At 69.1% G+C, this 22,839-nt stretch carries 19 protein-coding genes and 2 tRNA genes; 5 read left to right on the forward strand and 16 right to left on the reverse strand.

What is annotated here, in order from left to right:
* The first annotated feature begins 9 nt into the window (after positions 1 to 9).
* The 3 genes from KHC23_RS10610 (at position 10) to KHC23_RS10620 (ending at position 4,422) form a co-directional block, all read left to right on the forward strand.
* Entirely contained in the window at positions 10 to 2,301 is a 2,292-nt protein-coding gene (locus KHC23_RS10610) for a response regulator (protein WP_213372244.1), read from the forward strand.
* Between the two features lie 10 nt (positions 2,302 to 2,311).
* A complete protein-coding gene (locus tag KHC23_RS10615) occupies positions 2,312 to 2,683 on the forward strand; it encodes a response regulator (protein WP_213372246.1) in 372 nt (123 codons plus the stop codon).
* A 143-nt stretch (positions 2,684 to 2,826) separates the two neighbouring features.
* Complete coding sequence (locus KHC23_RS10620; RefSeq protein WP_213372248.1) at positions 2,827 to 4,422, forward strand: Na/Pi cotransporter family protein; 1,596 nt, start codon at positions 2,827 to 2,829, stop codon at positions 4,420 to 4,422.
* Between the two features lie 73 nt (positions 4,423 to 4,495).
* Here the strand turns inward: KHC23_RS10620 and KHC23_RS10625 are convergent, their stop codons facing one another.
* From KHC23_RS10625 to KHC23_RS10645, 5 genes are all read right to left on the reverse strand, one after another.
* Complete coding sequence (locus KHC23_RS10625; protein ID WP_213372250.1) at positions 4,496 to 4,918, reverse strand: ATP-binding protein; 423 nt, start codon at positions 4,916 to 4,918, stop codon at positions 4,496 to 4,498.
* Positions 4,919 to 4,947: 29 nt separating this feature from the next.
* Entirely contained in the window at positions 4,948 to 5,280 is a 333-nt protein-coding gene (locus tag KHC23_RS10630) for an STAS domain-containing protein (RefSeq protein WP_213372252.1), read from the reverse strand.
* Positions 5,281 to 5,480: 200 nt separating this feature from the next.
* A complete protein-coding gene (locus KHC23_RS10635; RefSeq protein WP_213372254.1) occupies positions 5,481 to 7,184 on the reverse strand; it encodes a uracil-xanthine permease family protein in 1,704 nt (567 codons plus the stop codon).
* A 159-nt stretch (positions 7,185 to 7,343) separates the two neighbouring features.
* Positions 7,344 to 7,901 (reverse strand): hypothetical protein, encoded by a 558-nt coding sequence (locus KHC23_RS10640; protein ID WP_213372256.1) that lies wholly within the window; start codon positions 7,899 to 7,901, stop codon positions 7,344 to 7,346.
* A gap of 80 nt (positions 7,902 to 7,981) precedes the next feature.
* A complete protein-coding gene (locus KHC23_RS10645; RefSeq protein WP_213373207.1) occupies positions 7,982 to 9,772 on the reverse strand; it encodes a methanol/ethanol family PQQ-dependent dehydrogenase in 1,791 nt (596 codons plus the stop codon).
* Positions 9,773 to 10,093: 321 nt separating this feature from the next.
* Here KHC23_RS10645 and KHC23_RS10650 point away from each other — a divergent pair, with 321 nt between their 5' ends.
* Entirely contained in the window at positions 10,094 to 10,384 is a 291-nt protein-coding gene (locus tag KHC23_RS10650) for a hypothetical protein (RefSeq protein ID WP_246544502.1), read from the forward strand.
* Between the two features lie 287 nt (positions 10,385 to 10,671).
* On the opposite strand, the gene KHC23_RS10655 is transcribed toward KHC23_RS10650, so the two are convergent.
* From KHC23_RS10655 to KHC23_RS10705, 11 genes are all read right to left on the reverse strand, one after another.
* Positions 10,672 to 10,938 carry a hypothetical protein gene (locus KHC23_RS10655; RefSeq protein WP_213372258.1) on the reverse strand — a complete coding sequence of 89 codons (267 nt, stop codon included), beginning with the start codon at positions 10,936 to 10,938 and terminating at the stop codon, positions 10,672 to 10,674.
* Between the two features lie 11 nt (positions 10,939 to 10,949).
* Positions 10,950 to 11,651: a response regulator gene (locus KHC23_RS10660; protein ID WP_213372260.1), complete on the reverse strand. Its 702-nt coding sequence runs from the start codon at positions 11,649 to 11,651 to the stop codon at positions 10,950 to 10,952.
* Entirely contained in the window at positions 11,648 to 14,371 is a 2,724-nt protein-coding gene (locus KHC23_RS10665) for a sensor histidine kinase (protein WP_213372263.1), read from the reverse strand. Before KHC23_RS10665 ends, KHC23_RS10660 begins: the two co-directional genes overlap by 4 nt.
* 18 nt (positions 14,372 to 14,389) lie before the next feature.
* Positions 14,390 to 14,980, reverse strand: coding sequence for a potassium-transporting ATPase subunit KdpC (kdpC, locus tag KHC23_RS10670; protein WP_213372271.1), 591 nt, complete (start codon positions 14,978 to 14,980; stop codon positions 14,390 to 14,392).
* 12 nt (positions 14,981 to 14,992) lie between these two features.
* Positions 14,993 to 17,035 (reverse strand): potassium-transporting ATPase subunit KdpB, encoded by a 2,043-nt coding sequence (gene kdpB, locus KHC23_RS10675; RefSeq protein WP_213372280.1) that lies wholly within the window; start codon positions 17,033 to 17,035, stop codon positions 14,993 to 14,995.
* A 20-nt stretch (positions 17,036 to 17,055) separates the two neighbouring features.
* The gene (gene kdpA / locus KHC23_RS10680) at positions 17,056 to 18,747 is read right to left on the reverse strand and encodes a potassium-transporting ATPase subunit KdpA (RefSeq protein WP_213372282.1); all 1,692 of its coding nucleotides are present in this window, start codon (positions 18,745 to 18,747) and stop codon (positions 17,056 to 17,058) included.
* An 11-nt stretch (positions 18,748 to 18,758) separates the two neighbouring features.
* A complete protein-coding gene (locus KHC23_RS10685; protein WP_213372284.1) occupies positions 18,759 to 18,848 on the reverse strand; it encodes a potassium-transporting ATPase subunit F in 90 nt (29 codons plus the stop codon).
* Positions 18,849 to 19,159: 311 nt separating this feature from the next.
* Positions 19,160 to 19,309 carry an Arm DNA-binding domain-containing protein gene (locus tag KHC23_RS10690; RefSeq protein ID WP_213373256.1) on the reverse strand — a complete coding sequence of 50 codons (150 nt, stop codon included), beginning with the start codon at positions 19,307 to 19,309 and terminating at the stop codon, positions 19,160 to 19,162.
* A gap of 190 nt (positions 19,310 to 19,499) precedes the next feature.
* Positions 19,500 to 19,575: transfer RNA gene (locus KHC23_RS10695), tRNA-Asn, on the reverse strand.
* Positions 19,576 to 19,663: 88 nt separating this feature from the next.
* Positions 19,664 to 21,463, reverse strand: a complete 1,800-nt coding sequence (locus tag KHC23_RS10700; RefSeq protein ID WP_213372286.1) for an ABC transporter ATP-binding protein — start codon at positions 21,461 to 21,463, stop codon at positions 19,664 to 19,666.
* Positions 21,464 to 21,665: 202 nt separating this feature from the next.
* Positions 21,666 to 21,739, reverse strand: a tRNA-Cys gene (locus KHC23_RS10705).
* Between the two features lie 293 nt (positions 21,740 to 22,032).
* Between KHC23_RS10705 and KHC23_RS10710 the strand changes: the two genes are divergently transcribed.
* Complete coding sequence (locus KHC23_RS10710) at positions 22,033 to 22,695, forward strand: protein-L-isoaspartate O-methyltransferase family protein (protein WP_213372288.1); 663 nt, start codon at positions 22,033 to 22,035, stop codon at positions 22,693 to 22,695.
* Positions 22,696 to 22,839 lie beyond the last annotated feature (144 nt).

The following is a 22,839-nucleotide window of genomic DNA, read 5'->3' on the forward strand; positions in this document are numbered from 1 at the left end:
GGGGAAGGGATGACCGAGGACGAGTGGGTGAGCGAGGCCACGCTGCTGCGGGCGACGCTGGAGAACATGTCGCAGGGCGTCGCCATGTACGACGCCAAGCATCGCCTGGTGACCTGGAACCAGCTGTTCCGCGAATATCTCGACATGCCGGACGAGTTCCTCGGCACCGAGCACACCTTCTCCGACTATATCCGCTATCTCGGCGCGCGCGGCGAGTTCGGCGAGGTCGACGTCGAGACGGCGCTCGCCCAGCGCCTCCTGCAGCTCCAAAAGCCGCACCGCTTCGAGCGCACAAGGCCGGATGGCACCATTCTCGAAGTGCGGCGCGACCCGGTGCCGGGCGGCGGCTTCATCGCCATCTACACCGACATCACCGAGCGCAAGCTGGCCGAGATGAAGCTGCGCGAGGACGAGGAGCAGTTGCGCGCGATCGACGCCGCGGCGCCGATCGGCCTCGTCATCATGGACCTGACCCACAAGGTGGTGCGCCATTCCAATGGCTGCTTCGGCCGCCTGATCGGCCGCGGCGCCGGCGCGCTGGTCGGCCGCGCGCTGGGCGAGCTGTTCGACGACCCGGCGCGCGGGCAGGAACTGGCGGACATCCTCGCCACGCCGTCGAGCGAGCGACAGGAGTTCAACCTGCCGCATGCCGACGGCTCGACCATCTGCACCATGGTCTCGCATGAACGGCTGGACTTCCGCGGCACGCCGGCGGTGATCGCCACCTTCGTCGACATCAGCGACCGCGTGCGCATGGAGCAGCAGCTGCGCGAGGCCAAGGAGGCGGCGGAATCGGCCAGCCGGGTGAAGTCGGCCTTCCTGGCCAATATGAGCCACGAACTGCGCACGCCGCTGAACGCCATCATCGGCTACAGCGAGATCCTCTCGGAGGACGCCGCCGACGCCGGCGACAGCGCGCTGGTGGCCGACCTCGACAAGATCCAGGCGGCGGGCAAGCACCTTCTGGGGCTGATCAACGACATCCTCGACCTGTCCAAGATCGAGGCCGGGCGCATGGACGTCTATCTGGAGCAGGTCTTCCTCTCGCGCATGGTCGAGGAGGTGAAGACCATCGTCGGCCCGATGATGCAGAAGAACGCCAACCAGCTGGTGATCGACTGCCCGATCGATGTCGGCACGCTGCGCACCGACCTGACCAAGCTGAAGCAGAGCCTGATCAACCTGCTGAGCAACGCCGCCAAGTTCACCAAGGACGGCACGGTGACGCTGCGCATCGCCCGCGACACGCTGGCGGACGGAAGCGAGGCGGTGCGCTTCGATGTCCGCGACAGCGGCATCGGCATGAGCGAGGAGCAGATGGGCCGGCTGTTCCAGGCCTTCACCCAGGCGGATTCCTCGACCACCCGCAACTTCGGCGGTACCGGCCTCGGCCTCACCATCACCCGGCATTTCGCCGCCATGCTGGGCGGCACCATCTCGGTGGCGAGCGAGCCCGGCAAGGGCTCGACCTTCACCATCGAGCTGCCCGTCGAGGCGCCGGTGGCGGCTGCCGAGCCGGACGAGGCCGAGATCGTCGACCCCGGCGCGCCGGCCGAGCCGGGCGCGATCACCGTTCTGGTGGTCGACGACGACCCGGCGGTGCATGACGTGCTCTCGGCGACGCTCGGCAAGGAAGGCTATGTGCTGCGGCACGCGCGCGACGGTGTCGAAGCGCTCAACATCATGCGCAAGGAGCCGCCCGACATCGTCACGCTCGACGTGATGATGCCGAAGATCGACGGCTGGTCGGTGCTCGGCATCATGAAGTCCGAGCCGGCGCTGGCGCATATACCGGTGATCATGCTCACCATCGTCGACGACCGGAACCTCGGCTATTCGCTCGGCGCGTCGGAATACATGACCAAGCCGATCGACCGGCAGCGGCTGATCGCCCTCATCCACAAATTCGCGCCGGGCAACGAGGACGGCGTGGTGTTCGTCGTCGACGATGACGAGCCGGTGCGCGCCATCATGCGCGCCACCATCGAGGGTGCCGGTCTTGCCGTGGCCGAGGCGGCGAACGGGCAGGAGGCGCTGGACTGGCTGGAGCGCCACCCGCTGCCCGCCCTCGTGCTGCTCGACCTGATGATGCCTGTCATGGACGGCTTCACCTTCCTTTCCCGGGTGCGGGCGCAGCCGAAATACGCCGATCTGCCGATCGTCGTGCTCACCGCCAAGGAACTGACCGAGGACGAGCGTGATTTCCTCGCCCGCAACACGCTGCTGATCCTGAACAAGGGCGCGCAGCCGATCGGTTCGCTCGGCGCCGCGCTCGCCCATATCGCCAGCCACGGCCACTGAGAGAGGCGCGATGACGAAGATTCTCCTCGTCGAGGACAATGAGATGAACCGCGACATGCTTTCGCGGCGGCTGACGCGCAACGGCTTCGAGGTGGTGATCGCGGTCAACGGGCAGGAGGGGGTGGACCTCGCCCTCGCCGAGAAGCCGGCGCTGATCCTGATGGATATGAGCCTGCCGGTGCTGGACGGCTGGGAGGCGACGCGGCAGGTGAAGGCCAATCCGGAGACCGCCGGCATCCCCGTCATCGCGCTCACCGCGCACGCCATGGCCACCGATCGCGAGCAGGCGATGGCGGCCGGATGCGACGATTTCGACACCAAGCCGGTCGAGCTTCCGCGCCTGCTGGGCAAGATCAAGGCACGGCTGGGCCTGCCGGAATAAGGCCGCCGCGGCGTCGGCGAGACCGTCACCGTGGCGTCATGTGACGCTTCCATAACGGCGCGCGGACCGGTTCTGCCACCCGGCGGGATATTGGCCGGTGCGTCTCCGTTTTCCTGATCTCCCGGCGAGAAAGTAATCGGCCTATGGCAACCATCGCGCTCATGTTCAGCGGGCTGGGACTGTTCTTCATCGGCGTGCGGGGCCTTTCGGCCAATCTCGTGCCGTTGGTCGGGCGGCGGGCCCGCGCCGCCTTCGCCCGCGCGCTGCGCGGCAATGTCAGAACGGCCATCAGCGGCACGCTCGCCGGCATGATCACCCAGAGCTCGACGGCGGTGTCGTGGATCGTCGTCTCCTTCGTGCGCGGCGGCGTGCTGGCCGACGGCCCGGCGCTGATGGCGCCGAGCTGGTCGAATGTCGGCACCGCGCTGCTGCCGCTGATCGTCGCCATCGACACCTCGACCGCCGCCGGCCTCGTCATCGGCGTGGTCGGCTTCATGACCTATTTCCGCCTGGCGCGCGGCGACCGCATGCGCAACGTGATGGAAGCGGCGCTCGGCGCCGGGCTGCTGCTGTTCGGCATGCATCTCGTCTCCATCGCCGTGGGGCCGATGCGCGAAGCGCTGATGGGCCACCCCGCCTGGAACGCGGCGGTGGAGAATCCCTGGCTGCTGGCGCTGATCGGCGCCGGCTTCTCGCTGGCGGCGCAGTCCTCCTCGGTGGCGGCGGCGCTGGCGGTGGCGGCGGTCGGCGGCGGCTTGCTGGACTTCGGCTCGGCGCTGCCCCTGATCGCCGGTGCCAACGCCGCGGCAATGATCAACAACGCGGTGCTGATACCGGGCGAGACGCGACCGGGCCGGGTCGTGTTCGCGTTGCAGGTGGTGCAGAAGCTGGGCGGATCGCTGCTGCTGGTGGCGCTTGCCGTTTTCGCGGCGCTGCGGCCCGACCTTGTGGCGGCTCTGCTGCGGAACGGGAGTGGCGATGTCGGCGCCGAGCTGGCGCTGATCTTCCTGGCGACGCAGATCGGCGGCGCGTTGACGTCCGCCCTGCTTGAAGGGCCGACCCGCCGCGCCGTGGCCCGGCTGCTGCCGATGAACGCGGTGGAGACGCTCTCCCAGCCCGCCTTCCTGCTGCGCGAGGCGCTGGGTGACACCGAAGCGGCGCTCGACCTGTCGATGCGCGAGGTGGCGCGGCTCGGCGCCCGCCTGCCGCAGATGGTCGAGCATGTGCGCGAGGAGGGCGATGTCTCGGCGCCGCCGGCGGCGGTGCTGCGTGCCGCCGGGGCGGCGCTGACCGAGGCGATCCGCGCCTATCTCGCCTCGCTGCTGGACGCCCGGCTGTCGCGCGACCAGGTGGCGGTGGCGCTGCTGCTCGACGATGCCGCGAACAATACCGGGGCGCTGCATGAGGCGCTGGCCGACTATGCCCATGAGGCGGCGGCCGCCCGCGCGGTGCCCACCGCGCAGCGGCTCAACGAGGCGCTGCACCTGCTGCTCGGCGCGGTCGCCGACCATGCCGAGAGTCTCGGCGCCGAGGAGCCGGAGCTGGTGCTGGGCCTGCTCGGCCATCGCGACCGGCTGATGGAGGATCTGCGCCAGCGGCTGTCGTCGCAGAATGACCTGTCGGCGGAGGAGCAGAACGCGCTGTTCCGCATGACGGTGCTGTTCGAGCGGATCGTCTGGCTGGCGCGGCGGCTGGTCAACGGTCTGACGCAGGTACGCCGCGCCCGGAACGGGACCTAGGGAACGTTTTGCCGGTCAGGTCGATTCAACCTGATCGGATCAGGCTCTCGCGGATTCCTTCAGGCGGCAATCGTCACGCGGCCAGCGAGAAGGTGAGGCGCTTCACGTTGCGATTGCCTTCGCGCGCATAGGCGAAGCTGTCGCACAAGGTGCGCACGAGGTGGACGCCGAGCCCGCCTATCGGGCGCTCCTCCACCGTGCCGGCAAGATCGGGCGCCGGCGCGGCGAAGGGGTCGAACGGGTCGCCATCGTCGCTGAACACCAGTTCCAGCCGGTCGCCCGCCCGCCGCACATGGATGGCGATCTCGCCGGCCCGCCCGTCGGGGTAGCCGTAATCGACCGCGTTGTTGAAGAACTCGTCCACCGCGAGCTGGAGCCGGTAGGCCGGCTTGGCGGCAATGCCGGCGGCCCGCGCGTAGGCCTCGATCCGCGTGCTGAGCCTATCGAGCTGCGTGACATCGTTGGGCAGGCGGAGATCGAACTCGATGTCGGTCATTGCCCGCTCCGCCACCTCCGCCGGAATTGTCAGGTCATGGTGGCGAGGGCGGCCTCGCGACTGGTATGGATCGGGATGAGCGAGGAAAAGCCGCTGACGTCGAACACCTCGTGCACCTGCGGGACCAGGCCGCACACCGCGAGCGTGCCGCCGGCGCCGCGCACCAGCTTGGTGGCCTTCAGCACCACGCGCAAGCCGGCGGAGCTGATATAGGTCAGTTCGGCGAAATCGAGCAGGATCGTGCCCTCGTTCGGCGCGCCGGCGAGGAACTCCTCCAGCTTCGGCGAAGAACTGCTGTCGAGCCGGCCCTTGACGGCGGTGACAACGATGGTGCCCTCGACGATGCGGTCGATATGTATCAAGGCCTGGCTCCAGAAATCGGTTTCGGCGGCGCAGTGCGGCGGTGGCCGCGCCCGCGAGCGCCTGCCAGCCCGTCTGCGCGCAGGTGAAGCAGGAGTATCGGCAAAGCCGGGGGCGTGCAAGCGCATGAAAACGCAGCCGCGCCGGCGCGCCGCCGTGGCCGGTGTCGGGCGGCCGGTGGCGGCATCCGGCGCGGCGCCGGTCAGTGCTCGAAGCGCAGGGTGAGCTTCTGCCGCGTGCCATCCTTGCCGAGGATCAGCTTGTCGGCGCGCTTGCTCAGCATGTAGCCGACGAAGCGTGCCACCGCCTGCGCGTCGCCGAGCAGGTCCTCCGGCGAGGGACGCTGCGTCGGGATGGCGATCGGCTCGCCCTCGTAGATCAGGCTGACATCGAAATTGTTCTCGTCGAAATGCGCCCGCATTTCCAGCGAGCCCTGCGCCACCTCGGTGTCCAGCAGCATTTCCACGCCCTCGGCGACCACCGGGATGGCGGCGGCGACGACATCGCGGCGCGCCCCCCACAGGTCGCCCTGATGCTCCAGGAACTCCGTCGCCACGGTGAAGGGATTCTCCAGCGTCGTGACGGTGCGCGAGGCCTCCTGCCGGATGCCGATGCGGAAGAACAGGTTCAGCCCCACCGCCACGCCGGTCGAGACCGAGAGCGGCGATTCGAGCACGGGCTGCATCCAGTCCGGGGTGCTGGTCACCAGCTCGGGCAGGATGGCCACGGTGAGGCCGGCGAGAACGGCGAGGCCGACGGTGAAGATGCGCCGGTCGCTCAGGCGCCGCGAGAGGATGAGGTCCATGCCGGCGACGATGAGGAAGGCGGAGGCATAGACGAGAATCGCCCCGACGACCGGCGCCGGAATGAGCGTGATCGCGCCGATGAGCTTGGGGGAGAAGGCGGCGGCGAGGATGACCAGCCCGGCGATGGTGCCGATCCGCCAGGCGGTGGCGCCGGTGGCGAAGGCGACGCCGATGGCGGCCGAGGAGGAGGCGCTGGCGAAGCCGCCGGTCACCGCCGCGCCCATGTCCGCGACCGTGTTGGCGCGGATCGCCCGGCCGGCCTGATTCATGTCGGCGCGGCGCCAGTCGGCATCGTCCATGCGCTGCATGGAGACGACGGTGCCGAGCATGTCGACGGCGGAGATGATGCCGGTGATGATGGCCGCGGGCACGAGCGCCCAGGAGAGGGTCATCCCCGGCCAGCCGATGCGCGGCAGGTCGACATAGCGCAGGGTCTCGAAGGTCGCCGCCGGCGCCGGCGCCACGCCGAGATAGGCGGCCAACACCCAGCCCACCGCGGCGCCGATGGCCACGGCGAACAGGCGAAGCAGGCCGCGCGAGAAGATGGCGAACACGATGATGATGACGAGCGAGACGAGGCTGACGAAGGGGTAGCGCCCGTCGAGCGCGCCCTGTGCCACCTCGGTGAGGCCGAAGAAGCGCCGCAGTGACGGCTCCGCCAGCGCCACGCCCAGCATGGTAACCGCGACACCGCAGATCTCCGGCGGGAACACCGCGCGCAGCGCGCCCATGAACCGGGTCAGCGAGAGCTGCGAGACCGCCGCGATCAGGCTCATCGTGGCGTAGAGCGCCGGGCCGCCGGCCGACAGCGACTGAACCGCCAGTGGCAGATGCGGCGTGTTCGGGATCTGCACCAGCAGCATGCCGGCGCCGAATTTCGGCCAGCACTCGATGATGGTGGCGATGCCCATGAAGATGATGCAGCTCGTTATCAGCACCTGCGTGTCGTCGAAGGACAGGCCGGCCTCGGCCGCCGCCACCAGGGGATAGACGAGGAACAGCAGCGCAAGGGTCGCGTGCTGCACGCCGAGAATGACCAGCGTGCCGAGCGGCGGCTTCTCATCGGCCGAATAGAGGATGTTTGACGGCTTGCGCGGCATGGAGAGGCCCTGAGGAGGACGGAGGCGGCGACGGCTCCCGCCGGGAAGAGACACGAGGCCCGCCGCCCGGCGTGGCCGCCGACGAGAGAATCCGTCCGGCGACTATGGAATTTCGAGCAGAGGCGGGCAAGTTCGCATGCGTTTGATCTTTGGTCGTGCTCAATAGCGGAGGGGCGAGAGTTCCAGCACGCTGGCGACCGCTATGGCGCAGTAGCACAGGACGGCACCGGCCTGCACGGTGCGCCGCCGCGCCAGCGCGGCGATCGCACTGAACAGGGCGGCGGCGCCGATCATCGCATTGAAGGGTGACGTCAGCGCGATACCCCAGAACCACGCATTGGCGAGGATGGCCAGCAGGTGATAGGCGGCCAGCAGCAGCAGCGCCCAGCGCCCGTCTTGCTCGAACGCGGCGGCCGGCTCGGTGATCGGGGTGTCGGTCGGCACGATGAGCGCGGCGGCGAGGAACAGCACCATGGCCAGGCCGACGAGGAAGGTGAAGTCCGCCAGCGTCCAGGAGGCGCGCGGCGCCAGCTCGGCCAGCGCCCACCAGAATTGCAGGATTTCGCCCAGCACGATGGCCGCCACAACCAGCGGCAGCCAGTCGAGGGCCACCTGCCGGCGTGACTTGAAGGCGATGGCGAAGCCCGAGAGAATACGGGCGATGCCGAGCCCGAGCATGGTCGAGAGAACGACCGCCACCCAGTGAAAGATATCCATCGGAGGTCGCCGTCTCCCGCTTGTGCTCCCGGCGCCGCACCGGCGCGCCGCCGCGAGAATGGCACGTCGCCGCCCGGTGATTAAGGCCCTTCCGGCAGCGCGAACACGGTGAGCTGGCCGCCGAGCGCGGTATAGCGCGACAGCGCCGCATAGGCATCCCCGGCGCCGGAGCCGGCATTGGGGTCGGTGAGCCCGGCGGCGAGGCCGATCCCCGCCCAGCCGCCGACGCCGGACAGCACCGCGACATATTGCCGGCCGCGATGAGCGTAGGTCATCACATTGCCGACGATGCCGGAGGGCGTCTTGAAGCGGTACAGTTCCTTGCCCGTGCGCGCGTCCACCGCCTTCAGCCATCCCTCCAGCGTGCCGTAGAACACCACCCCGCCCGCGGTGGCCAGCGCCCCGGACCAGACCGAGAAGGTCTCCGGCAGCGACCAGACGGCGCGCCCTTCGCGATTGTCCCAGGCGATGAAGCGACCCGTCCGCCCATCGCTGCCGGGCGACGGGTACATGGCCAGCGTGGCGCCGACATAGGGCTGGCCGACGGCGTATTCGACGTGGAACGGCTCATAATCCATGCACAGCGTGCTGACCGGCACGTAGAAAAGCTGGGTCTGCGGCGAGAACGCCGCCGGCTGCTGGTTCTTGGCGCCGATGGCGGCGGGGCAGATGCCGGAATAGGTGACGTCCTCGCCTTCCGCCTCGGTTCCGTATTTCGGGTCGCGGACCGGACGGCCGAAGCCCGGGCTCGCCCGGTCCATGTCGATGCCGCTGGACCAGTTGGTGTCCGGCTCGAACTTTTCCGCCACGATGAGGTCGCCGGTCGCCCGGTCGAGCGTGTAGGCGAAGCCGTTGCGGTCGAAATGGGTGAGGAGCGGGCGCGTGCGGCCGTCGACGACCTGATCGGTGAGGATCATCTCGTTGACGCCGTCATAGTCCCACTCGTCATGCGGGGTCATCTGGTAGACCCAGCGCGCCATGCCGGTGTCGGCATCGCGGGCGAAGATGGCGTTCGACCATCTGTTGTCGCCGGGCCGCTGCGAGGGATTCCAGGTGCCGGGATTGGCGGTGCCGTAATAGATGAGGTTGAGCGCCGGGTCGTAGGCGAACCAGCCCCAGGGCGCGCCGCCGCCGACCTGCCACTGGTCGCCCTGCCAACTCTTCAGCGAGGAATCCGCACCGACCGGGCGGCCGAGTTCGGTGGTCCGGTCCGGATCGACCCGCATGTCGGCGTCCGGCCCGGTGGAATAGGCCCGCCAGGCCAGCGTGCCGTCCTTGATGCGATAGGCGCTGATGTGCCCGCGCACCCCGAACTCCGCCCCGGCGATGCCGACGATCAGCTTGTCCTTCACCGGCATCACGGTGGCGGTGTTGGATTCACCCTTGCGCGGGTCGCCATTGGCCACCCTCCAGCGTACCGCGCCGGTCCTGGCGTCCAGCGCCACGACATGGGTGTCGGCCTGGGCGAGGAAGACCATGCCGTCGGCATAGGCGAGGCCGCGATTGACCAGATCGCAGCACATGATGGCGGCGGTGTCGGCGCTCTGCCGGGGCTGGTATTTCCACAGCATGCGCCCGTCATGGTCGAGGTCGAGGGCGTAGACGGCGTTGGGAAAGGGGGCGTGGACATACATCACCCCGTCCACCACCAGCGGGCTGCCTTCATGGCCGCGCAGCGCGCCGGTGGAGAAGGTCCACGCCACCTTGAGCCGGCCGACATTGGCCGCGTCGATCTGGTCGAGGCGCGAATAGCGGGTGTTGGCATAGTCCAGAGTCTGGATCGCCTGCTGGGCGGGGTCGGCGAGGTGGGCCGGCAGGTCGTCGGCGGCGCCGGCGGTGATGGCGCCGGCGAACAGCGCCGCAAGCAGCATCGCACGCAGCGCCACACGTGGCGCGGCAGCGGCGAGAAGCGCCGGCAGGGGAGAGGTGATGGCCAATGTCATCTCGCAGCTGGCGTTCGGGTCCGGCGGGACGCGGCGCGGTTCGCCGCACCGCGACCGATAGCACGCGACCGTTGCGGAAGGGCAAGGGGGGCGGCGGGCGGCCCCGCGGGCCGTGCGTCGCCGGTAAACGGGAATTGCCGGGCGGTGCCCGGGATTTTCATTTAAAGCAGAGTATGGCCGAGCGGCGATCCAGGAGGCGACAGCGGCGTTGTCTTCAGGGGCCCGTCCCGACCGATACCGGAGTTCGCCATGCCTGCCACGCTGCCTGCTATCCTGCCCGTCAAACTGCCTTCCGTCCTTGTCGCCCTGGTGCTCGCGGCGTTTCCCGGCGTCGCGCAGGCCCAGTATCCCGGCAATCCGGCGCTGCGCAATCCCGGGGCGACGACGCCCGCGCCCAGGCGCGCCGGCCCGCCGCCCGCCACCTATGAGCCGGCGCCGCAGCCGCCGCCGGCGATCCGGCAGGACAACCCGTTCCCGAGCTGCGTCACCGCGCCCTGCAACGCGCCGCCGGTGATCCAGACGCCGCGTTCGGGAGAATGAGCCGGCGGCTGCCGGCCCGGGAGGCGCCGGCAAGGGCCTGCGTCTCCCGGTCATATCGGCGGTTTCAGTTTCGGTTTGGGGAGTTGCGGGCAGGGGCGGGCGAGGGATTCGGCCTTCGCAGGCCCGGAATCACGGCCTTGAGCGGCACGTCGCTACCGTCGTCAATGCGCATCGGCTCCCTGCGGCCGATCGGCCGTCGCTCTGCTCACAGCGCGAAGAAGTCGCTGCAGAGCGGCGCGCACATCAGCAGCGGTGGGACGACGTGGATCGCGCCATCGGCTACTCCGTCACACGACATCAAGAGGCTGCGGCGTCCGCCCGCCGTCGGGGCTGAGGGCGCGGAGGGGCGGCGTTTCCCGTGGCCTGAACTGCGGCGCATCCGCCGGGATGTCGCGCGATGGGCGCGGCTGCAACGTCGCGATGCAGTCGGCGTCACTGCTTGGCACGGTGCTCGCAAGGAGCCGCTCCGCGCCACTTACTGACGCCAGCGCGGCGCTTGAAACCTGACTTTCGCGCACCGGCCACGATCCGGCATGCATGACATGCCAGTTCATTGCTGGCTCGATCATCCTTCCCGCAGCCGGTAGCCGACACCGGGCTCGGTGATGATGAAGCGCGGGTTGGCGGCATCGTCTCCCAGCTTGTCGCGGATGTGGCCGATGGCGATGCGCAGATAATGCGTGTCGTCGGCGTGCGCCGGGCCCCACACCGTGGCGAGGAACTGGCCGTGGGCGATGAGGCGGCCGGGGTGGCGGGCGAGCAGGGCGAGCACGTCGAACTCCTTGCGGGTGAGCTTCACCTCGCGCCCCTCCACGCGCACCGTGCGGCTGGCGAGATTGATGCTGAGCGGGCCCAGCGTGTGCTCGGCCGGCTCGCTGACGCGGTCGAGCCGTGAGCGCAACAGCGCCCGCAACCGCGCCAGCAATTCGCCCACCGCGAAGGGCTTGGTGACGTAGTCGTCGGCGCCCGCGTCCAGCGCCGCGATCTTCTCGGTTTCCTGATCGCGTACGGACAGGACGAGGATCGGCACGCGCGACCATTCGCGTATGGCGGCGATCACCGCCTTGCCGTCCATGTCCGGCAGGCCGAGATCGAGCACGATGCAGTCCGGCGCCGAGGTGGCGGCGAGTTCGATGCCCTGCCGGCCGCGCTCCGCCTCGGTGATGTCATAGCCGCCGCTGCCGAGCGCGATGCGCAGAAAGCGGCGGATCGGCGCGTCGTCTTCCACCACGAGAATGCGGGCAGGGGGCGTGTCAGGCTCGGTCATGTGCCGTCGTCGGTGGGCGCCGTGGCGAGGGGCAGGCGCAGCGCGATGGTCGTGCCGCGTCCGTTCGGCCCGGGCAGCGCGCGGGCCGTGCCGCCGTGAGCCTCCACCAGACCGCGCACGATGGCAAGTCCGAGCCCGGTGCCGGCGGGGCGCCCGTCGCCTTCGGTGACGCGGTGGAACAGGTCGAACACTTTCTCCCGCTCGCTGTCGGGAATGCCGGGGCCTTCATCGCTGATCGCGACCAGCGCCTCCGGCCCTTCGGCATGGGCCGAAACGGTGATGGCGGTGTCGGGCGGCGCGTATTTGGCGGCGTTCTCGATCACATTGGTCAGCGCCTGGCCGATCAGCACCGGGTCGACATCCAGCATGGGCAGATCGCGCGGCAGGGCGATGTCGAGATGATGGCCGGCAAGCGACCGGGCGAGGTCGGTGCGCACCCGGCCGACGATTTCCGCCAGTTCCACCGGCGCGCGGCGGGGCGTGAGCGCGCCATGGCCGAGGCGGGTCATGTCGAGCAGGTTCTGCACGTAGCGGTCGAGCCGGCGCGCCTCGTCGAGCGCGGTGCCGGCGAGTTCCCGCCGGTCGGCGCGGGAAAGCCCGTCCGGGTCCTCGGCCAGCGCGGAGACCGTGCCGATGACGGTGGCGAGCGGGGTGCGCAGATCGTGGCTCACCGAGTTGAGCAGCGCCCCGCGCAGCCGCTCGCTCTCGCCGGAGACGCGGGCATCCGCCAGTTCCTCGGCGAGGCGCACCCGCTCCACCGCCACCGCGACCTGGTCTTCCACCGCCAGCAGCAGACGGCGGGTCTCGGGATCGAGGCTGCGGCTGCGGTTGCGAAAGCGCACGCCAATGACGCCGAAGGTCGTCGCCCCGGCGGCGAGCGGCACGAACAGCCACTCGCTCATCGGCAGGGTGGCGGTGCCCGCGCCGGCGGGATCGTTGCGCTCGAACGCCCAGCGGGCCGCACCCTCGGCGCGAGCATCGAGTTCCTCGATGGTGGGATGGCCCTGCACCTGTTCCAGCGTGCCGGACGGGCCGGGCATGAGGATGAGCGACTGGCAGTCGAGCGTAGCGGCGATGTGGTAGGCGCCCGCCCACAGCACGTCGTCCGCTTTGCCGGCTGAGGCGATCTTGCGGGCGAAATCGTACAGCGTCTCGGTGCGGCGCTGTGCCAGCCGCATGCTTTCCACCTGCGCCTTCAGCCGGCTGGCGAGCGTTCCGGTGAACACCGCGCCGACGAGGAAGACGAGGATGGAGACGATATCCTCGGGGTTGGAGACGGCGAGTGTGTAATAGGGCTCGGTGTAGAGCAGATTATAAGCGAGGGAGCCGAGCGCGGCGGCGGCCATGGACGGGCCGAGCCCGTAATTCGCCCCTACGACGAGCACGGCGGTGAGATAGATGGCGGAGACGGCGCCGCCGGGAATGGCGTCCCACACGCCGACCGGCCAGGCGAGCAGGCTCGCCGCCGCCACGGCCACTGTCGCCGCGACATAGCCGCGCCAGTCCGCTGCCACGCGCGGCCAGCGGGCGGCGTGGCGGCGATGGGCGGGCTTCGGATCGGTGACGACGGTGACCTCGAAATCCGTCGCCGCGTCGAGCAGTCGGTCGGCTACCGGCTCGCGCAGCAGCCCCGCCGCCGTGCGCCACCAGGTGCCGTGGCCGCGCGGGCGGCCGATGACGAGGCGCGAGACGTTGCGGCTGCGGGCGAAGCGCAGCAGCTCGGCGACGGCGTCGGATTCGGCATGCAGCGTCGCGGTTTCCGCGCCGAGAGTCTCGGCAAGGCGCAGCGCGTCGAGCGTCGCGGCGCGCGCTTCCGCTGGCAGGGTCTCGTGGCGCGGGGTGACGACGGTGGCGACGATCCAGGGCAGGCGCGCCCGGTCCGCCATGCGCCGGCCGGCACGGATCAACGCCTTCGCCACCGGCGCCTCGTTGACGCACACCAGCAGGCGCTCGTCCGTCGGCCACGGCCCCTTGACGGCGTTCGCCCGCATATAGGCCAGCATTTCCGCGTCCACCCGGCTCGCGGCGGTGCGCAGGGCGAGTTCGCGCAGGGCGGTGAGGTTGCCGCGCGAGAAGAAGTTTTCCAGTGCCCGCCCGACCTGCTGCGGCACATAGACCTTGCCGTCCCTAAGCCGCTTGATGAGCTCTTCGGGTGGCAGGTCGATCAGCTCGATGCCGTCTGCGCGCTGCAGTACATGGTCGGGCACGGTTTCCATCACGCGCACCCCGGTGATGCGCGAGACGATGTCGTTGAGACTCTCGATGTGCTGGATGTTGAGCGTCGTCGTCACGTCGATGCCGGCGTCGAGAACCTCCAGCACGTCCTGCCAGCGCTTGGGATGGCGCGAGCCGGGGGCGTTGGTGTGGGCGAGTTCGTCGATGAGGGCGAGGGCGGGGCGGCGGGCGATCAGCGCGTCGAGGTCGAGTTCGCTCAAGGCCTGGCCGCGATATTCCACCGGACGGCGCGGCAACTGCTCCAGCGTGCGCAGCAGCGCGGCCGTCTCCGAGCGGCCGTGCGTTTCCACCAGCGCCACCACCACGTCGAGCCCGTTCAGCTGGAGCGTGCGCGCCTCTTCCAACATGGCAAAGGTCTTGCCCACGCCGGGGGAGGCGCCGAGGAAGATTTTCAGTCGTCCCGGCGCGCCCCGGCCGCGCGCCTCCGTGCGCGCCTCCTCCAGGAAGGCTTCGGGGGCGGGGCGCTCCTCGTGCGGAGTGGGCATCGCGTCACGCAGGGTCCGTTAGCGATTCAGCGCATCCAGCGCGAGATTGAGCGCCAGCACATTGACTCGCGGCTCGCCGAGAAGGCCGAAGCGGCGGCCCATGGTAGAGCCGTTCACCAACGCGCGCACCTCGTCCTCGGGCAGGCCCCGGGCGCTGGCGACGCGGCTCACCTGAAGCGCGGCGGCCGCGGGCGAGATGTCGGGATCGAGCCCCGAGGCGGAGGCGGTGACAAGATCGGCCGGCACCGGCCCGCCGCCCAGCGCGGCGACCCGCGCCTTTACCGCCTCGGCGAGCGCGGCGGAGCTGGGCCCGAGATTGGAGCCGGTGGAGCTGGCCGCGTTATACGGGTCCTCGATGCTTTTCGCCGGGTCTGCCGGATCGGCGCCGGTGGTGGCGGAGGGGCGGCCGTGGAAATAGCGCTTCGAGGTGAAGGACTGGCCGATGAGCGATGAGCCCACCACCCGGCCCCCGACCACCACCGGCGAGCCATTGGCGGCTTCGGGCAGGGCGAGTTGCGCGAGGCCGGTGACCGCGAGTGGATAGGCGAGGCCGGTCAGCGCGGTGAACAGCGCGAGCAGAACCAGCGCGGGGCGAAGTGTGCTGATCATATCCGGGTCCTCTCAGGCGAGATGCAGCAGGTCGACGACAAGGTCGATGGCCTTGATGCCGAGGAAGGGAACGATGAGCCCGCCGAGCCCATAGACCAGCAGGTTGCGCCCCAGCAGGGCGGAGGCGGAAGCCGGCGTGTAGGCCACCCCCTTCAGCGCGATGGGGATGAGCGCGACGATGACCAGCGCGTTGAAGATGACGGCGGACAGGATCGCCGATTGCGGGCTTCCCAGCCCCATCACATCCAGCACGCCGAGGCCGGGATAGGCCGCGACGAACAGCGCGGGCAGTATGGCGAAGTATTTCGCGACATCGTTGGCGACCGAGAAGGTGGTGAGCGCGCCGCGCGAGATGAGCAGCTGCTTGCCGACCAACACGATCTCGATGAGCTTGGTCGGGTCGCTGTCGAGGTCGATGAGGTTGCCCGCCTCCTTGGCGGCGGGGGTGCCGGTGTTCATGGCGACGCCGACATCGGCCTGCGCCAGCGCGGGGGCATCGTTGGAGCCGTCGCCACACATGGCGACCAGCCGGCCTTCGGCCTGCTCACGGCGGATCAGCTCCAGCTTCTTCTCCGGCGTCGCCTCGGCGAGGAAGTCGTCGACCCCGGCCTCGGCGGCGATGGCGGCGGCGGTGAGCGGGTTGTCGCCGGTGATCATCACCGTGCGGATGCCCATGCGCCGCAGCTCGGCGAAGCGCTCGCGGATGGCGGGCTTCACCACGTCCTTGAGGTGGATGACGCCGAGCACGCGCCGGTCGCGTGCCACCACCAGCGGCGTGCCACCGCTGGCGCCGATACGCTTGACGATCTGGTCCACGGCGTGGCTCAGCGGCGCGCCGGACAGCACGGCCATGGCGTCGGAGGCACCCTTGCGGATGGAGGTGCCTTCGGGAAGATCGACGCCCGACATGCGGGTGTGGGCGCTGAACGGCACGAAGACCGCGCGAGGGTCCGCGGTCCCGCTCAGCCCGTAGCGGCGGCGGGCGAGGTCGACAATGGACTTGCCTTCCGGCGTGTCGTCGGCCAGCGAGGCGAGCAGCGCGGCCTCCGCCAGTTCCTGGTCGGTGATGCCCGGCGCCGGCTCGAACGCGTCGGCCATGCGGTTGCCGAAGGTGATGGTCCCGGTCTTGTCGAGCAGCAGCACGTCGATATCACCCGCCGCCTCCACCGCCCGGCCGGATTTTGCGACGACATTCGCCTTCACCAGCCGCTCCATGCCGGCAATGCCGATGGCCGAGAGCAGGCCGCCGATGGTGGTGGGAATGAGGGTGACGAACAGCGCGACGAGATAGATCACCGGGATGGTGGTGCCGGACCAGGACGCGAAGACCGGCAGCGTCACCACCACCAGCAGGAACACCAGCGTCAGCGCCGCGAGCAGGATGTCGAGCGCGATTTCGTTCGGCGTCTTCTGGCGGCGGGCGCCTTCGACCAGCGCGATCATGCGGTCGAGGAAGGTCTCGCCCGGCTTGGCGGTGACGCGCACCACCAGCCAGTCGGACACCAGCCGCGTGCCGCCGGTAACGGAGGAACGGTCGCCGCCGGATTCGCGGATCACCGCTGCGCTCTCGCCGGTGATGGCGCTTTCATCTACCGAGGCGGCGCCTTCCACCACCTCGCCATCGGTGGGGATCGTGTCGCCCGCCTCCACCAGGATCAATTCGCCGACCTCGACGCTCTCGATGTCGCGCGAGCGGTAGGCGGTGTGGTCGCCGGGAATGATCAGCACCTTGGCCCTGGCGGAGGATTTGGTGGCGCGGAACGCATCCGCCCGTGCCTTGCCGCGCCCTTCCGCCACCGCCTCGGCGAAATTGGCGAACAGCACGGTGAACCACAGCCACAGCGCGATCTGTAGCCCGACGACGGCGTTGGGTCCCGCCGCCAGCGCCTCGCGCAAGGCGAGCACGGTGGCGACGAGGCTCACCACCGCCGTGGAGAAGATGACCGGATTGCGCGCGAGGCTGCGCGGATCGAGCTTGCGGAAGGCCTGCATCATCGCGGGGCCGAGAATCTCGGGCGCGAAAAGGCCGAGGGAGGGGGAGGAATGCTTGTTCATGGCCGTTGTCTCGGCTGACGTCAGAAGGTGCGGCCGGCCAGCAGGGAGACATGCTCCGCCAGCGGGCCGAGGGCGAGGACAGGCAGGAAGGTGAGCGCGCCGATAATGAGGATGGTCGCGATCAGCAGCGCCACGAACAGCGGCCCGTGGGTGGGGAAGGTGCCGGCCGTCGGCGGCGCGGTCCTCTTCGCCGCCAGGCTGCCGGCGATGGCGAGGATGGGGATGATGTAGCCGAAGCGGCCGAGCATCATCGCGATGCCGAGAAACGTGTCGTGCCACGCCGTGTTGGCGGAGAAGCCGGCGAAGGCCGAACCGTTGTTTCCGGTGGCGGAGGAGTAGGCGTAGAGCAGTTCGGACAGCCCATGCGGCCCGGCATCCTGCACGGAGGTCTGGGCTGTTCCGGCGGCTATGGCGAGCGCGGCGAAGACGAGCACGCCGAGCGGCATGATGAAGAGGGTGAGCGCGGCGAGCTTGACCTCGCGCGCCTCGATCTTCTTGCCGAGATATTCCGGCGTGCGGCCAACCATCAGCCCGGCGAGGAACACGGCGAGGATGACGAAGAGCAGCATGCCGGTGAGACCGACGCCGACCCCGCCGAACACCACTTCGCCGAGCTGGATGTTCAGCATCGCCACCAGCCCGCCGAGCGGGGTGAAGCTGTCATGCATGGCATTTACCGAGCCGTTCGACGCCGCCGTCGTCGCCGCCGCCCACAGGGTGGAGCCGAGAATGCCGAAGCGGACCTCCTTGCCCTCCATATTGCCCGCGCCGGCCTCGACCAGCCCGGCCTGCAGCGGATTGCCGGCCTGTTCGGCAGCATAGATCGCCGCAAAGCCCAGGACGAACAGCAGCGCCATGGCGGCGAACAGCGCGCGCCCCTGCCGCCGGTCGCCGACCATGCGGCCATAGGTGAAGCAGAAAGCGGCGGGGATGGCGAGAATGGCGAGGGTCGAGACCAAGTTGGAGAGCGCCGTCGGGTTCTCGAACGGATGGGCGGAGTTCACATTGAAGAAGCCGCCGCCATTGGTGCCGAGCTGCTTGATGGCGACCTGACTCGCCACCGGGCCGAGGGCGATGGTCTGCCGCGCGCCCTCCAGCGTCGTCGCGTCCAGGGAGGCGGCGAGTGTCTGCGGCATGCCGGACAGGACGAAGAAGAGTGCCAGCAGCAGCGCACCGGGCAGCAGGATGTAGAGGGTCGAGCGGGTGAGATCGACCCAGAAATTGCCGAGCGACCTGCCCTGACGGGCGGCGAGCCCGCGCGCCACGGCGGCGGCGACCGCCATCCCGCTGGCGGCGGAGACGAAATTCTGCGTCGTCAGCCCCACCATCTGGCTGAAATTGGAGAGCGTCGTCTCGCCGCCATAGGACTGCCAGTTGGTATTCGTCACGAATGACAGGGCGCTGTTGAAGGCGAGCGGCGCGGAAAGGCCGGCAAAGCCCTGCGGGTTCAGCGGCAGCCAGTCCTGAAATACCAGGATCAGGAACAGCACGGTGAAGCCCGCCGCGTTGAACGCCAGCAGGGCAAGCGCGTAGCTGGTCCAGCGCTGTTCGCTGCGGGCGGCCGGGCCGGCGGCGGAGATGAGCGCACGCTCGACGGGGGCGAGGAAGCGCACCTCACCGGCGAAGGTCGCCGCCATATAAGCGCCGAGTGGCACGGCAATGGCGACGAGCAGCGCGGCGAAGAGAGCGAACGAGAGGAGGTCGGCGTCCATGGCGCGCGCTCCTAGAACAGTTCAGGGCGCAGCAGCGCCAGCAGTAGATAGGCGAAGAGGGAAATGGCCGTTGCCAGGCCGAGGGCGATGTCGAAGGACATTTGTGCCCCCTCAGAGCCTGTCTGCGGCATGGATAGCGGCGGACGCTATGGCGAAGAGCGCGAGCCCTCCTGCAAGGAAGGCGAGGTCGGTGAGCATGACGAACTCCGTTTCAAACTTCCTCGGAGCTACGCCTCAAGCGCATAAAGCGAATAGATGGATTGTGAGGGAGCGCATAAAGCGCGCGTAAGGCGGCGGCGCAGGCAGAGTTGACGGGGTTGGACGTGGGGAAGACCGCGCCGCCCGGCGAACGCCCACCGGGCTTATACGTCTTGGCCTGCTGCCGGTTTCGTGGACACCGCGATTGGGTGTTTCATGAAGCCGGAGGTGGCAGATTGGCCTGCTGCCAGACCCGGGCGCCGTTGGCGAAGAGATAGAGGCCGCCACCATCGGAAAGTTTGTATTCGCCCTCCCGGCCCTTGGCCGTCCGGCACGCTGCATCTGACAAGGCCATGTTCGCCATCCCTGCTGATCGCTGGGATCACGAAAACACGGGCTGCAGGCCAACAACAAGGCCAACAAATTCGCGGGATGGGGTGGCTCTGGCTGCCCTGGCCGGGACCGCGAGCAGATGCTGGAAGCTAAATTAGCCAGCAATTTCAAGGGGCAGGAGAGTGATCTGGGAAAAGCTGAGCCGCCCCGGAAATGGGGGGTGGCTCCCTGAGCAGGACTCGAACCTGCGACCATTCGATTAACAGTCGAACGCTCTACCAACTGAGCTATCAGGGACCGGGGACGCCGTGGCGTCTCGGAGGCGGCGATATAGCAATGCAGGACCGGTTTGTGAAGCCCGATCCCGCAGGCATGTGGATATCCTTCAGGCGCTGAGCCTTTCCTGCTGCCCGGCGAACTGCAGCTGGTGGAAGGTGAAATAGCGCCCGCGCTGGGCCACGAGCTCCTCATGGCGCCCGCTTTCGACCACGCGGCCCTTCTCGATGACGCAGATCCGGTCGGCATTGATCACGGTCTGCAGCCGGTGGGCGATGACCAGCGTGGTGCGGTTGGCCTGCAGTTCCTGCAGCGCCTTCTGCACCTCGGCCTCGGATTCGCTGTCGAGCGCGGCGGTGGCCTCGTCGAGCAGCAGGACCGGCGCGTCCTTCAGGAAGGCGCGGGCGATGGCGATGCGCTGGCGCTGGCCGCCGGAGAGCTGGGTGCCGCGCTCGCCGACGCGGCTGCCATAGCCGCCCTCGAAGCCCATGATGAAGTCATGCGCATGGGCGGCCCTGGCGGCGGCGATGATCTCTTCATCGGTGGCCCCCGGGCGCCCGGCGGCGATGTTCTCGCGCACCGTGCCGGTGAACAGGAACACGTCCTGGCTGACGAAGCCGATGGACTGGCGCAGCGACTTGCGGGTGACCTGGTCGATGTTCTGGCCGTCGATGGTGATGGTGCCGGAATCGAGGTCGTAGAAGCGCTCCAGCAGGTTCATCACCGTGCTCTTGCCGCCGCCCGAGGGGCCGACCAGCGCCGTGGTCTGGCCGGGCTCGGCGATGAAGCTGAGGCCGCGCAGCACCGGCTCGCTCTCGCGATAGCTGAAGGTCACGTCGTCGAACACGATCCGCCCGCCGTCGACGGCGAGTTCCGGCGTGCCCGGCGGGTCCTGCTCCACGGCCGGACGGTCGAGCAGGGAGAACAGCATGCGCGCCCCGAGCAGGTGGGTGGTGAGGTCGATGTTGAGCCGCGCGAGCCGCTTGGCCGGCTCGTAGCAGAGCAGCAGCGCGGTGATGACGGAGAAGAACTCGCCCGGCGTGCGCCCGGCATGCAGCACGCCCCAGCCGGCATACATGACCACGAGGCCGATGGAGACGCCGCCCAGCGCCTCCATCATCGGGCCGGACTGCGACTGCGCCCGCATCATGCGGTTCGAGGCCTTCTCCATCCGGTCGATGCGCTCGTAGATCTTGGCCCGCTGGCTGTCCTCCATGGTGAAGGACTTGATGGTGCGGATGCCCTGGAACGAGTCGATCGACTCGGTCATGATCTGGATCGAGGTGTGGAACTCGCGGCTGAAGATCTTCTGCACCTTGCGGATCAGCGCGCGCACGCCGCCGACCGCGATCGGCATCACGATGAAGCCGATCAGGGCCATGAACGGGTCCTGGATGATCATCACCGCGGTGAGGCCGATGACGGAGAGCAGGTCGCGCCCGAGGCTGGTGATGATGAGGTTCAGCACGTTGCGCGCCGCCTGCGCGCCGGTGTTGAAGCGCATCATGATCTCGGCGGTATGGCTGCCGGAGAAGAAGGTCACGTCCTGCGTCAGCAGGCGGTCGAGCACGCGCTTCTGGTTGTCGGCGACGATGCGGTTGCCGACCTTGGCGAGCGTCACCGCCTGGCCATAGGCGGCGAAGCCCTTGGTGACGGAGAGCGCGACGACCGCCCCCGACAGGATCCAGATGGCCGAAGAACTCTGCTCGACGAAGATGCGGTTGATGACGGTGCCCATGAGATAGGCGAGGGCCGAGGTCGTCCCGGCCATGAAGGCCATGAACACGAACGACAGCGCGTAGCCCTTCCAGTGGCGGCGCCCCTCCATCACGAACAGCCGCCGAACCGTGTCGCGGGTTTCGGGGCTGATCATGTTGGCGAGCGCGTTGGCCATCTTGGGTGGCAACATCAGCGAAAATCCTTTTCACAGGGGCCCGGCCGGATCGGGCGTCGCGCCGGGCTCGCTTCGCGAGCGGGGAGGGGCGCGGGATCATCAACGACGATCGCGGGGCGTTGTCAAACCACGGGCGGTGGCGCTCCGGAGGAGAAATAAACGCGTGACGACACCCGCCGCCGGCCCTGTTTCGAGGATCGGCGGCGGGCGCGTGAACTGGAGGCCACGCCCGGAATCGAACCGGGGTGCACGGATTTGCAGTCCGCTGCGTAACCACTCCGCCACGTGGCCCGACCGGGGTTGCCAGAGGCATCCGAGGGGCCGGCGCGCCTCATAACAGAGGTGAGGGCGATGAGCAACGCGCCCGCGCCGATAAGGGCGTGCAGGCGGTGGATGGCGCTGCGCGGGCTTGGCCGCGGCCGGCGGCGGCAAGGCTGGAAATCTTCAAGACAGGCTGCCGAGAATACTTGCATTGGAGGCGCGCGTGCCGCAATTCTCTGCCGTCCGCCCGCGCCCTGCCTTCGCGCGATCTTCCGCGCGACCCGCGCGCGGGTCTGCCCGTCTGCTTTCGAGGTTGTCGCCGAATGATCGATTTCGCCGAACTGCGCCGCGCCATGGTGGATGCCCAGGTGCGTGCCAACGACGTCACCGACCTGCGCATCGTGGCCGCCATGCTGGAGACGCCGCGCGAGCGCTTCGTGCCCGCCAGCCTGCGCAACTTCGCCTATGTCGACGACGACGTGCTGGTGAAGGAGGGCGCGCCGGCGCGCTACCTCATGGAACCGATGGTGCTCGCCAAGCTGCTTCAGGCCGCCGAGATCGGGCCGGATGCTCTGGTGCTCGATATCGGCGCGGCGAGCGGCTACTCCACCGCCGTGCTGGCCAAGCTGGCCGGCCAGGTGGTGGCGCTTGAGGAAGATGCCGACCTTGCCGCGCAGGGTTCGGCGCTGCTGGTCGATCTCGGCCTGCTCAACGCCGCCTATGTGCAGGGGCCGATGCCCGCCGGCTGGCCGGACGAGGCGCCCTATGACGCGATCCTGGTCAATGGCTCGGTCGATTCGGTGCCCGAATCGCTGCTGGCCCAGCTCAAGCCCGGCGGGCGGCTGGTCGCGGTGGTCGGGCGCGGCCGCGCCGGGCGCGCGACGGTGTTCACCCACACCACCGGCGGCATGGGTTCGCGGGTCGTGTTCGACGCCGCGGTGCCGACGCTGCCGGGCTTCGAAGCCGTGCCCGGCTTCGTGTTCTAGCGGTTTCCGCCGCCCCCTGTGGCTGATCTGCCGCGTGTCGGCGTAAATCGTCCGCCGCACCAAACCGAGCGGTTCACAGCCCTTCACCAAGCACCTATCTTGCGTTCGCGTCATACAGAGAATGAGAGAGTCGCCCGGGGGCAG

Origin of the sequence: Ancylobacter dichloromethanicus, assembly GCF_018390645.1 — a bacterium.
In the GTDB taxonomy this organism is placed as follows: domain Bacteria; phylum Pseudomonadota; class Alphaproteobacteria; order Rhizobiales; family Xanthobacteraceae; genus Ancylobacter; species Ancylobacter dichloromethanicus.